This window comes from Photorhabdus heterorhabditis (genome assembly GCF_001280945.1).
GTDB lineage: Bacteria > Pseudomonadota > Gammaproteobacteria > Enterobacterales > Enterobacteriaceae > Photorhabdus > Photorhabdus heterorhabditis.
Window position 1 is genome coordinate 1 of the sequence record NZ_LJCS01000053.1, and the last position, 15,575, is coordinate 15,575.

At 47.4% G+C, this 15,575-nt stretch carries 14 protein-coding genes; 5 read left to right on the forward strand and 9 right to left on the reverse strand.

Translation table 11 applies throughout. The annotated features are described in order from the left end of the window. Together AM629_RS24695 and AM629_RS15960 are read left to right on the forward strand one after the other, a co-directional pair. Nucleotides 1-2,477 (forward strand): DUF637 domain-containing protein (locus AM629_RS24695; protein WP_235525493.1); only part of this gene is annotated, 2,477 nt, incomplete at its 5' end. Beyond that, entirely contained in the window at nt 2,474-2,854 is a 381-nt protein-coding gene (locus tag AM629_RS15960) for a hypothetical protein (protein WP_054480253.1), read from the forward strand. The genes AM629_RS24695 and AM629_RS15960, both read left to right, overlap by 4 nt. A 93-nt stretch (nt 2,855-2,947) precedes the next feature. Here the strand turns inward: AM629_RS15960 and AM629_RS24700 are convergent, their stop codons facing one another. After that, nucleotides 2,948-3,121 (reverse strand): IS3 family transposase, encoded by a 174-nt coding sequence (locus tag AM629_RS24700; RefSeq protein ID WP_083451941.1) that lies wholly within the window; start codon nt 3,119-3,121, stop codon nt 2,948-2,950. Between the two features lie 34 nt (nt 3,122-3,155). On the opposite strand from AM629_RS24700, the gene AM629_RS15965 reads away from it, so the two are divergent. From AM629_RS15965 to AM629_RS15975, 3 genes are all read left to right on the forward strand, one after another. Beyond that, complete coding sequence (locus tag AM629_RS15965; protein WP_054480254.1) at nt 3,156-3,422, forward strand: hypothetical protein; 267 nt, start codon at nt 3,156-3,158, stop codon at nt 3,420-3,422. Nucleotides 3,423-3,623: 201 nt separating this feature from the next. Then, the gene (locus AM629_RS15970; protein ID WP_054480255.1) at nt 3,624-3,887 is read left to right on the forward strand and encodes a CdiA C-terminal domain-containing protein; all 264 of its coding nucleotides are present in this window, start codon (nt 3,624-3,626) and stop codon (nt 3,885-3,887) included. Between the two features lie 45 nt (nt 3,888-3,932). Next, entirely contained in the window at nt 3,933-4,238 is a 306-nt protein-coding gene (locus AM629_RS15975) for a CDI system immunity component (RefSeq protein WP_054480256.1), read from the forward strand. A 269-nt stretch (nt 4,239-4,507) separates the two neighbouring features. Here the strand turns inward: AM629_RS15975 and AM629_RS15980 are convergent, their stop codons facing one another. The 8 genes from AM629_RS15980 to AM629_RS16015 form a co-directional block, all read right to left on the reverse strand. Continuing rightward, nucleotides 4,508-4,759, reverse strand: a complete 252-nt coding sequence (locus AM629_RS15980; RefSeq protein WP_054480257.1) for a type II toxin-antitoxin system RelB/DinJ family antitoxin — start codon at nt 4,757-4,759, stop codon at nt 4,508-4,510. 346 nt (nt 4,760-5,105) lie between these two features. Further along, the gene (gene tssH, locus AM629_RS15985) at nt 5,106-7,730 is read right to left on the reverse strand and encodes a type VI secretion system ATPase TssH (RefSeq protein ID WP_054480258.1); all 2,625 of its coding nucleotides are present in this window, start codon (nt 7,728-7,730) and stop codon (nt 5,106-5,108) included. Between the two features lie 52 nt (nt 7,731-7,782). After that, complete coding sequence (gene tssG, locus AM629_RS15990; RefSeq protein WP_054480259.1) at nt 7,783-8,874, reverse strand: type VI secretion system baseplate subunit TssG; 1,092 nt, start codon at nt 8,872-8,874, stop codon at nt 7,783-7,785. Continuing rightward, complete coding sequence (gene tssF / locus AM629_RS15995; protein WP_054480260.1) at nt 8,871-10,739, reverse strand: type VI secretion system baseplate subunit TssF; 1,869 nt, start codon at nt 10,737-10,739, stop codon at nt 8,871-8,873. Before tssF ends, tssG begins: the two co-directional genes overlap by 4 nt. 3 nt (nt 10,740-10,742) lie before the next feature. Next, nucleotides 10,743-11,276 (reverse strand): type VI secretion system baseplate subunit TssE, encoded by a 534-nt coding sequence (tssE, locus tag AM629_RS16000; protein ID WP_161804237.1) that lies wholly within the window; start codon nt 11,274-11,276, stop codon nt 10,743-10,745. Between the two features lie 3 nt (nt 11,277-11,279). Beyond that, nucleotides 11,280-11,915 (reverse strand): DUF3540 domain-containing protein, encoded by a 636-nt coding sequence (locus AM629_RS16005; RefSeq protein ID WP_054480262.1) that lies wholly within the window; start codon nt 11,913-11,915, stop codon nt 11,280-11,282. A 43-nt stretch (nt 11,916-11,958) separates the two neighbouring features. Continuing rightward, the gene (locus AM629_RS16010) at nt 11,959-13,017 is read right to left on the reverse strand and encodes a pentapeptide repeat-containing protein (protein WP_054480263.1); all 1,059 of its coding nucleotides are present in this window, start codon (nt 13,015-13,017) and stop codon (nt 11,959-11,961) included. Beyond that, nucleotides 13,014-15,560 (reverse strand): DUF2169 family type VI secretion system accessory protein, encoded by a 2,547-nt coding sequence (locus AM629_RS16015; protein ID WP_054480264.1) that lies wholly within the window; start codon nt 15,558-15,560, stop codon nt 13,014-13,016. The genes AM629_RS16010 and AM629_RS16015 overlap by 4 nt, the downstream gene beginning before the upstream one ends. Nucleotides 15,561-15,575: the final 15 nt, after the last annotated feature.

The following is a 15,575-nucleotide window of genomic DNA, read 5'->3' on the forward strand; positions in this document are numbered from 1 at the left end:
CCAAAGGGGTAATGGATATTGCGGCAACCGGCGGTTTTCTCTATGCGCAGGCCATGGAAGAAACCTATAAAAGTGAAGAAACGCGGAAACGCTGTCAAGGTTTCGGCCCCATAAAGTCGTGTAAAGTGTTTGGGTCTAAAACAGAACATAAAACACAAATCAGGAAGACCAACAAAGTCACGGAATTGACTGCCGGGGGGGATATTACCCTGAGGGCAAAAGATGACGTGACATTAGAAGCGAGTCGGCTAGAAACCCAGAAAAACGCGAAAATCACCAGCCAGACCGGGAAAGTGAACTTCCGGGCCATGCCCAATACCGCTTTTGAGCAGACTGTCACGACATCAAAAGGCTTTTTTATTACGCACCACGATAAAGGCCACAGTGAGACGACCTGGGCCATCCCGTCCGTGCAGGTGGGCGGTACGCTGACCGTGGAGGCAGCAGCCGGTATCAGTGCGGATGTGAAAGTGAAAGACGAGCAGTTACTGGAAGACACGCTAGGGGTACTGGGTCACACCCCCGGTACCGAATGGTTGAAAAATCTTCAAGGCCGCAATGATGTCCAGTGGGATCAGGTTAAGGACGCTTACCGTCGCTGGGACAAAAAAATCACAAGCTTAAACCCGGTGGCGGGCGCCGTGATTGCGATTGCGGTCGCGGCGGTGACGGCGGGTTCGGGCCTGGCGGCCTGGGCGGGAAGTGGTGCCGTGGGGGCGACAGGCGCTACGGGAGCCACGGCGAGCGCGGTTTATGGGGCGGCTTATGGCGGAATGATCGGGTTGACCTCGCAGGCGGCGGTGGCCTTAGTTGAAAATAAAGGGGATCTCACCCAGACACTGGCGGCCTTAGCGAAGCGCGAAGCCGTCAAATCCCTCGTGACCCAAATCGCCGTGGGTGGCGCATTAGGGGGTTTAGACCACACGATGGGCTGGGGAAAATTAGTGGCGGGAAAAGGCGTTGTCGATCCGCTAAAAGCGCAGCTTCCCTTATTGAGTAACCAGAATTGGAGTCAGGTGGCCCAGCGTGTGGCGGCACAATCCGTCGTCAGTTCAACAATAGGGACGGCGATTAACGGCGGCAGTTTTACAGATAACCTGCAAACCGCGCTGTTGAGCAATATCGGTAATCAGATTAATGCGGAAGGTGCCAAACTGATTGGGGATAACGGGGAGATTTTGGGTATCCCGGGTAAAGCGATTAGCCATGCCGCGGTGTCTGCGCTGGCGGCGGAAATTGGTGGCGGGGATGCCAAAGGGGCTGCCGTGGGTGCGCTGGCGGCTGAATTAGCGGCAATCACCATGGAAAGCCGGCTATTTGAACCGGCGTATAAGAATGAAACCGAGCGACAAATCCATAAAATTCAGGAAGCGCTGACGGGTAATGAAGTTAAGGCCCAGACAGCCAAATTTATCGGGGCATTATCAGGCGCCCTGATTAGCCATACCCCGGAAGGCGCTTACAGTGCGGCGAACAGCGCGGAGCTTGTCTATCGAAATAACATGACTGAACACATGTTGTATCAGTTATCGGTAGAAAATCAAAAAGACATCTTAGCGGCAGGAAAAGGGGATAAAGCTGCGGAAGCGCGCGTCATTGCGCGGCAGGATGCGGCGATTGCCGTCACCGCAGTGGCGGCGGGCGGTTATGCGCTGGTTTATGGCGGTCAGATACTGATTGCCGCCTCGGCTGAAATGGCAACGGCAGGGCGTGTTGCACTTGAAGGCTGTAAAACCAATCCGGCGCTGTGCCTGAATAACGTGGGCATTTTTGTCGCGGATGCGATTGCGCCGGAGGCGGCGGTTGGGACCGGTGTTTTGGCTGCGGGCACGGTAAAAGTATTAGGTAACACCAAAGAAGGTGCCAAGGATCTGGCAGAAGGATTGAGTCATACCTCAAAACCGCTGTTAAGCAATGCTAAGCCTGATACTGATGCCGTAACTCGCTTGATTGAAAAAGAGAAGTTGTATGCCGGAAAGGGGACGAGTGAGGCTGTACAGGTTGGAAATAAACTAGTTCCTGATAATTTGGCTTCACAAATAGCAGAGCACAACAGCCAAATTGGAGTATTAAATCGAAAACAAGGGACTATTTCCGGTGCTCATAACCAAGACTCATTTTTAGAGTCAGTTGAAATGATTGGAGCTAAAGTAAACCTTACGATTACTGATAAAGGTTATCCAGGGTTAATTGAATATAAATATCAAATTCCTGCGGTTAATAATAAGGGACAGAAGATAGGTTTTAAAGCTGAACAAACAAAAACAACTTATGTTCCTAAAATATTATCGGATTACAGAGTTACAAATATGTCGAATAAAGCATCTCAACAGGCTGAGAACTATTTCAAAGTAAACCCTGAACATAGACAGTATTCTGTTAAAGTTGATGGTTATTGGTTCCAAGTAACCCGAGATGCAAAAACAGGAAAAATTAATAATGCATTTATTACAATGCCACCAAGAGGTTCAAAATGAATAAGGATAAAATGAGTTGGCTGATGACCACTAAAGATTATTTATATCAAGATTATGGAAGAGATCTATATGATGTTATTTATGCCACATTATCAGAAGGTAAAATGAATTATAAATCATTTTTAAAAATGGCTAGCGAAGGTCATGGATTTTCTCCTTCTGAAGGTTTTAGCTATGCGTTAGATCAAGATTGGGATATTCCAGAAGAATTTAATGAAGTCACTTTTTTTCTAGGTGAATATGAAAGTTTATCCATATCTCCTGATCATTTTGTTCAACTAATGCAATATATTACAGATGCCTATATTCAGGCTTATCCAAATGATAAAGTATCTGTAGAGTTGTATATGGAACAGTTAAGAGAACGTTATTCTTGATAATAAGATCCCAATTTAACTGACATGACCCTAAAAAGTTGGACAGGTTACACTAAGCAGCTAATAATGCCTAAGTTCGGAAGTATAGCGGACTTAGGCCGTTAACCTTAAGCTAATACAACTTCTTTTATGGTTGTAATAGTAGATGTACTCTTCTATTGCTTTCCTGAGTTTATGGGTACTATCGAACCTGTGCAGATAAAAACATTCTGATTTTTTAACGGTCAATCGGCAGCGCTGATTATTAAGGTCGCCGAAGAGTGTCATTGCGCAGCGGAATGCGGCGATTGCCGTCACCGCAGTGGCGGCAGGTGGTTACGCGCTGGTTTATGGCGGTCAGATACTGATTGCTGCCTCGGCTGAAATGGCAACGGCAGGGCGTGTTGCGCTTGAAGGCTGTAAAACCAATCCGGCGCTGTGCCTGAATAACGTGGGCATTTTTGTCGCTGATGCGGTTGCGCCGGAGGCGGCGGTTGGGACCGGTGTTTTGGCTGCGGGAACGGTAAAGGTATTAGGTAACACCAAAGAAGGTGCCAAGGATTTGGTAGAAGGATTGAGTCATGCCTAAAACCGCTGTTAAGCAATGCTAAACCTGATACTGATGCCGTAGCTAGCTTGATCGAAAATGAGAAGTTGTATGCTGGAAAGGGAGCGACACAAGCTGGAAAAGATGCAGGTTCATTAACAGGATACCCAGCCAAAATATCTCCTAATGCTTCTACAGAACAAATACGTTCATTAAGTAAGGGAAAATGAGAGTGCCAAAATATTGGCTCAAAATGGTTATCATGTCGAACAAAATCCGAAAGTTATAGGAGATAAAAAACCCGATTATAAAATAAACGGGGAAATTTTCGATAATTATGCCCCTAGCTCTAGCAGTGTTAGGAATATTTGGAGTGAAGTAAAAGGTAAAGTAGATGAAGGACAAACTAAAAATGTTGTCATCAATATATCAGATACTAAAGTGACCTTAAATGATTTAAAAATCAATTCAGTAAATACCCAATTAATGGTCTTGATAAAATCATAGTAATAGATAAACTTGGCAAACCAATTAAACTGAAATGAGGACAAAATGGCTATTAATTTAGTATGTTATACAACTATAGGACCCTCAACCTTACAAAATAAGGTAAATGAGTTTGTTTCTAAATATTCAAATTTATTCCCTGGCGAGTATATTGTATATCCAGTTAGAGAACCAGATGAGATTCAAAAAGAGATTTCAAATGAAAACAATTTAGATCCTTTATCTATATTTAGGATTGCGATGAATAATAAAGAATCAAAAATATCTATAACAGATATGGCTAATTTATTAAAAAAAGAGTTAGGTGCTTCAAATATTATTGTTCTTTTTGAAGGTGAAATTTTAATTTAAATATTGTTCCACGATCACCCATGAACTCCTCCCCCGAATGTTAGACAAACATATAACATTCGGGGGAAAGTTCATCCAATCGTGGGCTATATTCTTCTATTTTTATGACAACTGATTTGCCAGCATAAAAACCGAGTTGTTCCAGTCAGAACCCTTTAATAGTGAGTTGAGGTCTGTGCACTGATTAGCCATACCCCGGAAGGTGCTTACAGTGCGGCGAATAGCGCGGAGCTTGTCTATCGAAATAACATGACTGAGCACATGCTGTATCAGTTATCGGCAGATAATTCATCTGCTGAAGTGAATACCTCATCAGTTACCGGTGCATTAATTGCTTTTAGAGTTGTCCTGTTAAGTATCTTTAATTCGATAGGAAATTCCTGTCTTAATGAAATCTGATTTAAAAAGATCCTAATGGCATCAGATAGACTTATTCCTAACTCGGATAGCACATTTTCCGCATCTTCTTTTAACTTGGGTTCAACTCTTGCTTTGACAATTTCAGTTTTTATCGTTGCCACTTTAGCTGTAACCCTACTATTATTAGTTTACATCACGCAATGTAGCACATATAAGACACAAAATAGCCCCTAATCTTTTTTAGTGATGATCTCACTGAACGGGTTGAATCTGACTATACCCAATAGATTTCAAGATGCATCGCGACGGCAAGGGAGCGAATCCCCAGGAGCATAGATAACTCTGTGACTGGGGTGAGTGAGTGCAGCCAACAAAGAGGCAACTTGAAAGATAACAGGTATATATTAATTACCCACCTCAGAAATGCACTGGTAACAACAATCAAAAAAATAAAGCTTTTAAACCCGGTATTAAAACCGGGCTAATACACTAAAGGCGGTACCTATCTCAGCAAAAATGACACTGAAATGCCGTCTCCTCCCAAGTCACCTGCAATTGTGAATAATGCTGATTCTCTATCGTTGCCGTCAGCAATTTACGACTGATCTGTGGTAATAAAGTGTTCGTAATAATGGAATCAATCCTGCGAGCACCAGATTCCTGTTCTATACAACAGGAAATAATCTGTTGCGTCACTCGGTGGTCAAACTGCGCTGCAATACCATAATTTTCCCGCAGACGCTGAGCCACCCGCGCCAACTGCAATTGCACAATATTTTCCAACATTTCATCACTCAATGATAAAAAAGGAATCACTGTCAAACGGCCAAGCAGTGCGGCAGGAAATGTCCGTAACAGCGGTTGGCGTAACTGCTGAGTCAACGTTTCCATATTCGGCAAACCATCCTGCCGGGTACAAGCGCTAATAACTTCCTGACTCCCCACATTCGAGGTCAATATGATCAGTGTATTACGGAAATCAATACGCCGACCCTCACCATCTTCCATCCAGCCTTTATCGAATACCTGAAAAAACAGTTCGTGCACATCGGAATGGGCCTTTTCCACCTCATCAAGCAATACCAAACTGTATGGGCGTCGCCGAACCGCTTCCGTCAAAACTCCACCCTCGCCATAACCAACATATCCCGGTGGCGCCCCTTTCAGAGTTGATACACTATGTGGTTCCTGAAACTCACTCATATTGATGGTAATCAGATTCTGTTCTCCACCATACAAGCTCTCAGCAAGTGCTAACGCCGTTTCGGTCTTCCCTACCCCAGAAGGACCACATAACAGAAAGACCCCCACCGGTTTATTCGGATCAGCCAAATGTGCACGCGCCGTCCGCACCCGCTCACTGATGATATTTAGCGCGTGTGGCTGACCAATAACCCGTTGCCCCAAGCTGTACTCCAGATTCTGGACAACATTAAGCTCATTTTTTACCATCCGACCAAGAGGGATGCCGGTCCAATCCGCAACTACCGCCGCAATACTGTGCGCATCCACCGCCACCGTAATTAATGGCTGTTCTCCCTGCAATAAACTCAATTGTTGCCGACAATCCTGTAACTGTGTCTGCCAATCCAAACGCTGTACATCATCCACCGGTATTTCATCATCGGAAATCAGTTGTTGGCGCAAGCTGATAATCTGCTGAGCCAGTGTCGTTTCAGCCTGCCAACGCTGAACCATCTGCTCCTGCTCCGCCTGCAATTCACGACGCTGCTCATCAAGCTGAGCCAAACGTGCACCATGATCACCCCCCAGTTGTTGCTCGCGGCAAACAATCTCATATTCAATTTGGAGTGCATCAAGCTGACGGCGATAATCTTCCAATACCGCCGGTTGACTGTGCTGACTAACCGCAACCCGTGCGCAGGTGGTATCAAGCAAAGCTATGGCTTTATCAGGTAACTGACGAGCCGGAATATAACGATGAGAGAGCGATACCGCCGCTTCCAGCGCCTCATCCAGTAATAACACACCATGATGCTGTTCCAACTGCCCAGACAAACTCCGTATCATTTTTAACGCCAGTGCTTCATCCGGTTGTTCGACCTGTAATACCTGGAAACGCCGAGTCAGCGCCGGATCTTTTTCAATATGCTTTTTGTATTCCGCCCAAGTAGTCGCACCAATAGTCCGTAACTGTCCACGCGCCAGTGCTGGTTTCAACAGATTCGCGGCGTCACCAACCCCTTGCGCACCGCCAGCACCAATCAGCATATGAATCTCATCAATAAACAGAATAATGGGAACCGGGCTTTGCTGAACTTCATTAATCACCGCCTGCAAACGTGCCTCAAATTCTCCTTTCATGCCAGCGCCCGCTTGCAAACGGCCAATATCCAATGACCAAAGCTGAACATGACACAACGACGGTGGCAAATCACCCGATGCAATACGCAATGCCAATCCTTCCACCAGCGCCGTTTTACCCACACCAGCCTCACCGGTAATCAAAGGATTGTTTTGCCGACGACGTAGCAGAATATCAACCAGTTGGCGAATCTCCTTATCCCGCCCAACAACAGGGTCAATTCGCCCAGCCTTCGCGAGTGCTGTCATATCCTGCGCATAACTTTGTAACGCACTCTCTGATGTTGACTTATTGTTCCCATTCTCTGCGACTGATCGCTGAGGACTATTTTCCGTACTGTTGCTCAGGATATGCGTAACATCCTGCACCAGATTTTCCGCATTAATACGGGCAAACTGAGCGGAGATAGCTAACAAATGCTGGCGCAGATTAAAAGTCGTCAACAGGGCCAGCAATAAGTGAGCACCCCGGATCTCACCTGCCGCAAAAGTCACAGAGCTACACACCCAAGCCCGCTCCACGGCTTCATCAATATGAGCGGAAAGATCAGAAATCGCGCTAGCTCCGCGCGGCAATGCGTCCAGAGCCTGTACAATATCCCGTGCCATCTGCTGATCATCCAAGGCAAAATGGCCTATGATCTGTTGCAGATCGCCCGCTTTTTGCTGCATCAGCTGATGCAACCAGTGCGCCAGTTCAACATAAGGATTGCCCCGCAACTTACAAAATGCACTGGCGCTTTCCAAAGCACTAAACAAGGGCGGATTAAGTTTATTAAATAGTGACTGGCGATTGATATCTGACATAGAACCCTCGTCCATATTGGATAGAAAAGAAAACAGATGCAGCTTGTTATGACTACGCAGCCTTATCTGGCCTGAAACAGAGATCGCGACGATCATGATGATGGGTGTTAAGCCCCAGCCAACAGTTTTGTCCCAGAGACTGAGCGCTTCCCAGTGAACAGCCCTGATAATGTTGATGATCCAACGTAATTCTGAGCGTCCAGGCATATTCAAGGCCGACATAACCTCGAACCCAATCACACAATTGCTGAAGATCATCACAACAGGATGTTGCGAATCGTGACGCCGGTAAGAAACGTTGATATGCCGACCAGGAGAGCGGGCCAAGTTCCAGACAAAATGCATATTGCACATCAGCCACCGCAATACCGAGACGGGTTGCGTATCCCAACCGGGCGCCTGAATGCCCGTTATGCAGCCGTAACTGCTCATCACGAGCAATCGCTAACCAATGAAACTGGTTTTCATGCAATGTAACTGGTAAACCAAAATGGTAACGTAGCAAGCACAGCAAACCCTCTTTATTACGCGGATAGCGGCTCAAGTGCCCAGCCATATAGTGATGTGTCCGTTCTTGCCGGAGGCGGTAACTCGGAATGTGTTCCATGCCGATAAAGCTAGCAAAAAAGCGATCAAAACGATGGTTATCGCTGCGATCAAAGGAAATGCAAGGCTGAGCATCCGCCCATGCACGCCAAAACAAGGTGATTAAACGGTGCTGAAAAAGGTTAAAAAAGGCACTCAGTGCATGATCTTTATGTTGCTTCTGACGTTGCCAGGCAAACTCAGTAACATGTAAAGGCAGAGGGCCATTCGGACCAAACAGACCAAAATTATTGATATTAATTTGATAGCGAGTGCCATCTGGGTAAGGTTCGATAGACGCAATTTCTGCCGGTGCAAAGCACAGTGTTGGCTGTTGCCCCAAACGCAATGGCTCATAACGCGGTAAAGGTGAACGACCCAATGAATAAGGCGCTCCTGACTGTGCATCAATACGCCGTAGCAACTGAAACAGATCAAAATCCCACGGCGTTTTTTCTCTTTCAGCCCAGAAATGAATATCAAGAACAGATGACGCAGTCTGTATTTTCTCCCCAACCTGTACGATCTGATTGTCGGCATATATGGCAAGTATCTTCATAACAAGGTCCTTACCCCATCACGCCCCGACCAAAATCCGATCGTCCCCCGTTGCACACTGGACAGCGTTGTTTCCGCAAAACTGTTTATTGTCACCAAACGGCTAAACAGCTGTGCTAGTACGCTCCCCATTAACCAAGGAGAACGGCCAGAAAATGCCTGTTCATCGACCTCCAACGCCACGCTGATTCCACGTCGAAACAACGGTGTACCGGCCATGTGACGATTTTGAGCCTGCAAACGGCAACAACGGATACCGTTAATCTGCTGCGCAATCACCGCATCAGCCTGACTTGCATGAAACCGTAACAGCCGTCGTAGTTCCGTTTCACCCTGTTCAGTGGTGCAATCCTGCAAGCTAAAGTAGTTAAGCTGTAATTGATTGATTAGTTGCCAACAGACGCGACTCTCTGCCAATGCTGGACGAGGGTTGCTGGGGCCTTTACGCAACTGAACGGCAGAAACAGGTACTGAATCCTGCATCACCAAACTTTCTTGTGCCTGTCGTTGCAGCAATAAAGGAAGATCACGGTTGGTACACAAAACTTCTGCACTGAGATATTTCAAATCACTGCGCCAAGGCGGATGACGCTCGTCTGCCAGCGAAACATAAACCTCACTGCCAAGATAATCAGAGCGCATCCCATAGCGGTTTACATCCTGTGGCAACAGACGAGATTCACGGCGGATAGAAAAATACCCCGAATTAATCAACGCATCATCATGCTGCGTGTGATAAAGCGGATGGAAAATATAGCGCTGGTCGCCATCATGCTGAGTCCCAATACCGCGTAATGCTGTGACAGAAAAAACCTCATAATCAAGCGGACGCATGTTATCAACCACAACATGGTATTCATGCTGTTGTTCATTGAGTATCATCGGCTCGGCCGTACGAGGGAAAAGGTTAATAGCAGGGGTACAATGCAAAGCCAGATGGCTGACATCCACCACCTTTTCCAACTGTGGCGAACGTACATCCAATAGGATCTGAATTTCAAATCTCTGTTGTTTACCGGCCTGTGCCAGCAATGGCTGCAAGCCACTGATACTGAAAAACTGGAAACGGGCCGGAAAAGCAAAATATTCCTGCAACAGGCGATAAGCTTCTACATTGCGCAAATCAACCGGCAACAATGCCTGTTCCGAAGCAAAACCCTCATGACACAATGCCTGAGATGGCAGCAATAACCGCTGTACTGAACTGCCGGGAATTTGGCACAACACCCCCTGACAGTGTGCCATCAGTAATTCCAACAGTTGCAACGCGGGAATATCGCCGCCACTGAGATAAAACATCAGCTCATCACATTGCAATTCACCCAATGACACATTATCAAAACACGATAGCTGAATACGCAAAGCACCCTGTACATTCGCCCCGCCAAGTGCAGAAAGCGGAATATCAGCCGGAATACCACCCAATTCAACCTGTAGCAAACGCAGTGGTTGTAAGGTGACATCCTGCGCTGTACGGTAGCAGCAATTAAGCCCCTTCTTTTTCAGCGCCAAACTCTCCATCAGAGAACCACGAGGTACAGGAAAACCTTTGCTCAGATCTCCTTTAGTCGGATCTGGCTGTAATTCAACAATTGCCATCGAAGGCAGGCCAGCAAGGTAGTTAGGGTAAAGCGCTTCCAGTAACTGAGCGGAGAAACGCGGAAATTCAGCATCCATTTTGAGTTGAATGCGCGAAGTCAGAAAAGCAACCCCTTCCATCAGACGCTCAACATAAGGATCGGTAACTTCATCCCCCTGCATGCCCAATCGCCCAGCAACCCCCGGATAATGGCGAGCAAATTCGCCCCCCATTTCACGCAGCCATGCTAATTCACGATTGTAATACTCCAGTAATTTTTCATGCATGATTTACCCTCCATCCACCAGCTCAAAACGGCCGTTTTCCAGATCAACATGACTACTGAAAGCAAATGCCAATGGGCGGGAAGAGCACAACAGATGCCCCCGGATTTCAAAGCAGAGGATATTGTGAGCATTCAATTTTTGATCGCCCTGCATACCCGTGATGGTGAGTTCCTGCGGCATAATACGCGGTTCAAAATGGAGAATAGCTTCGCGTATCGCGCACTCAATACTTTCCCAGCTCACCTGAGAAACAAACTTCCCAGCCAGGGCGCGAATACCAAAATTCAATGTGCTGGTACTGACATGCGGCCATGATGACAGATCGGCGCCAGAGGAATAATGGTCGCAATTCAGTAGAGCCTGTAAATTATGCAGAACCGACAAACGAAGTTGCTGAGCACTGTCGCCATACAGCACATCTTCCCGATCATTTCCGCTCTCGGTCAGACGTTCAAGTAACATGGGAAATGTCTGATGATTGGCATAAACTGCCGGCCCCCTACGTTCCCTAGCCTTTTTCTCTGGTATTCTGCTCATCATTTAGCCCATATGAATCTGTTCAGAATCCACTTTTGTTATCGCCTGCGACGTAATAATGGTATTACGTGCGTGCAAACGGACATAATCGCGCGCCTGACAATCCAGTTGCCCAACACGTACATGTTCTGCCTGTTCAACCTTACGCAATACACGCTGGCTGATTTGCACTACGGTTTTCCACAAAGCTTCCACGCGCTGACCAAGCAGACAAACCACGTTCACCCAAGCAGTCAACTCATCACCGCTGTAACGCATATGAGCAATATGGCAATCACTCTGTTGCGCCGTGATCTGCACAGATTGACTATCAATACTGACCTGTTCGGCACTATGGAGCGTTAATTCTCCCTGCGGAGCAATACACAAATTCCCCGGAACGCTCAGCGTTACAGTTTGCTGCTCATCACTACGGCTCAATACAGCCAACACCCATAGCCGATGGTTATCGTCGCCACAAATCAGCACCTCGTCACCGGTTTGTGGACTCAACAAACAACTGATAGCAACACGACATTGCCAGCCGCGTTGCTGATACTCGACGATCACATCACCGGTTGGCAGTATACTGACCACTTGCCCCGCGGCCTGTTGAGGAAGATTAATCCCCAATGGAAATGATTTTTGCGTTGCGTTCATAGATCGACCTCATCACTAGTAAACTTCTGACTTCCGTTAAACGCTAGCTGCGCGCACTCCACATCTCTGCCGCAAACAGTGCTTCATCCTGTTCCAAAATGCCTTGACGATTGGAGAAACGGCTCGCTTGCTGACAGGCCCGATGCATCAGCGTGCGTTTAAAACGCGCCTGACGCAGGTCAGCGTGACTGAGATCAGCCCAACTGAAATCGGCATAGCTCAAATCACAAGCGATAAAAGAGCAGTTATCCGCGTGCGCATAGCGCCACTGACTTTGTACTAATGTGCTGTGAGAGAAATCAGACTGGCTCAAACGGGCAGCAATAAACTGTCCGTGATTGATTTTTGCCTGCCGACACTGTGCTTCACGTAAGTCGCTTTCAATAAACAACGCACCTTCAGCCTGTATCTCATCTAAACAGGCTCCTCGCAGAGATGCGCCTTTAAAACAACTCTGCGTTAATATCGCTTGTCGGAAATTGGCATGATCCAATTGGTTATCGGTAAATTGGCAAGCCTGAAAGGTGAGTCCTTGAAACTGTCCTTCACGTAGATCGCAATGTGCAAACACGACCCGTTCAAAACGGCTATCTGTAAAGGTAATACTGCGCAGATCCATGCCGAACCACGTTAAACTCTGACAACGACAGTTATGTACAGCACCACTGTGAATATCACAGTCGTACAATATGACCTTATCAAGCGTGCTATCGGTAAAACGCACATTATTAAGGTGAGAAACGATGAAATAGCTACTATCAAGCACTGCCTGCTGCAAAGAGAGCTGTTCCAGCTGGCAGTCATTAAATACACAGTTATCCAACTGAGTGCGATCAAAACACGCTTGCGACAAAGTACATTGTTGAAACGAACACCCCTTGATCGTCATGCCCTGAAAGGAGGCATACGATAGCTGACATTGCTGAAATACTGCCTCATCAAGTCTGCAACCACTGAGATCAACACTTTCAAAGACAACATTGACAAACACCATACCAGCCAGATCCCGCCCTGCCAGCAGGTCGTTAGTCAGACAGGTATCTTGAATAATTTCCCCTTGCGCAATCAGCGCACTCAGTTGTTCCGGCGTTAACGTTTTCATACTAAGTCCCCGCCAGCACAAGGTAGAGTTTTGCACTGATCAAGCAGAGCGCCCTGTAACTGAGTATTCACATCAACGCTGGATTGAGAAATATCGGCGCGAAACAGATTAGCACGACGTAAATCTGCCCCGACTAAATGAGCTTTTTGCAATATTGCGCCCATCAGGTTGGCTTCCTGCAAATTACTATTCGTCAACAGGGTTCGGATAAACAGAGAGTTGCTGCCATTAACGGCACGCATTTGGGCAAAACTGAGATTAGCTTCGCTGAAATCACAGTTTTGTAGTACAGCCTCTGAAAAATCAGCGGCTTCGAGGAGTGTGAGGCGAAAATTACAACTGGTCAGCCGCGCATGCTGGAACAGACCGGAGCGAATATGGGTTTTACCCGTAAAGACACAACTCTCTAAGTGTGCATGCTGGTATTGCGCATGATCGAGTGCGCTATCAAGAAAAGTACAACTATCCATCACCGCATGATTGAAACGTACTGCGGCAAACCCGCCATTGATCACCGTCATACGTGTCAAATGAGCATAACTGAAATCCAGCTCTTCCGGCACCAGCTCCATAAACAGGCAATTTTCCAGCCGCGCCTGAGAGAAATGGCAATGGTAGAGCATGCATTGACGCAACAAAATATCACTCAGAGAAGCCTGGGAGAAATCACACATGACCAGCTCCGCCCGCTCCAACAACACACCACCAAGGCGTGCACCGGTAAAATAGCAATTGTGGCATCGTGCACCGGCCAGTGAAGCATTATCTAAACAGGCCGCATTCAGCGAGGTATTATTCAGTGAGGCATAAGCCAGCATAGCTTCACTCAGATCAGCTTCATCTAGGCAGCAATTATCCAGATTGGCATTTTCCAGCAAAGTACGCTGTAAATTAGCCCGACGCAGATCCAAACCAGAAAGATCCGCCCCGGTCAAATCCATATCACTGAGATCGCGTTTTGTTGCCATGCAAGCCATCACGTGACGACGTAGCACCTCCGCTTGTTCACCCTGCAATCTGGCCGCGGGTGGACGCGTATCCGCTGACAACAGATACATCTGATGCAAGCTGCGGTGTGTCTGTTTCAATGTTTCAGATGTCTGTAATTCCGGCGTTTTTTGCGACTGTTTGTGCAACAGATCCAACATGCGGTAGTAACTTGCCGGGCCAGCCGGGGGAGTGTTGGCTTGTTCTGTTGCTGCATAAGCAGCACTTTTTTTCTGAACACGCTGTTGTATACGTTCTGCCTGCCGCTCCAGACTGGCAACCAGCTCTGGTAATTTATCGGCAGTCAGCGCTTTTTCCTCTTGCAGCGGCAATTCTGTCAGCAGTTGATTGATATCCTGATCTTGTTTCTGACTTCTCGCCTGATGCCGCTGGCGCAAATAGGCTTCACGCCTTGTCATCGTCTCTGCTAATGCACTGGGGGTAACCTGCACATCATTATCTATCCAGGGCGCAATCAGGCTTTCATCCATCAAATCCTTTTCCCGCAGGGTAAAAAGTGCGCCTTTCTCTTTTTCTGCCCGTTGTGTCATCACTTGCTGGTAATGGGGAACGGGACGCTCAGACTGTGCCAACTCCATAGCTACCAACATCTGATGTACATCTGCGGCATCATCTTCATTAATCGGACAGGCACCGTGCCAAATGAGGACCATGCGTTCCAAATGAGGCATAAACCATACCGTGGTAGCACGTAAATGGACCTCCTCAAGACGCATTTCCTCACCACGCTGGCGGTTGATAAAACAACGTGCCTGCCAACACGGTAACGTACCCTGTTGCACGGCCTGAGTGGGATGCATATTCCAGATACGCCAACTAGCACCTGACGGCAAACAAGATTGTCCAGTCAACCACTGATCCTGTCCGGCCATATTGAACAGGTGCCAATCGGTATCGCGGGCCAAACCGGGGAATTCATGTGCCAGCCACTGTTTATCATATTTTTTTCCCATCAGGCGGCTACGCTGGGGCCAGCTAAAATCCAATGGTGCGAAACTGGCGGGCGGTACACGCTGATGTACTGAATGCAGCAACTGGTCAGGCAATTCAACATTAGGTAATGGATGCCACAGTACGCCATCACGGGTAACCGGTTCATCCCCCTTACCCAACGGGTTTTCTGCCGTACAGTGACCGCCAAAGGCATTTGACCAATCAAGATGCATCTTCTCAAACGGCTGTGGCGCTGAAGGATGCCCGTTCTGCCAGTAACGATCACCAAACACCATCAGGCTTTTTTCTTTATCAGCAACCTGAATCCTCGCTATACAAGCCTCTTTTTGCGACTGATGATTCGTCCAAGCGTAACCGGAAGCAAAGAATTCGGCACAAGGCTTGGGGATGGAAAGATCCAATACTCCGCCGGTACTTTGCAACTCTTGTGCAACCAGTTGCCATAGCTCCGGTTCTGGCCTGATTTGTGGCGAATCACCCATATCGGTCAGCGCCATCACCGTGACGCCCAGATAGTTTTGCTGCTGCCAGCGCCACGGACGATGTAAGACCCCCAATCGCAGAGGTTTCATGATTTTCATCACCGATTCTCCTGT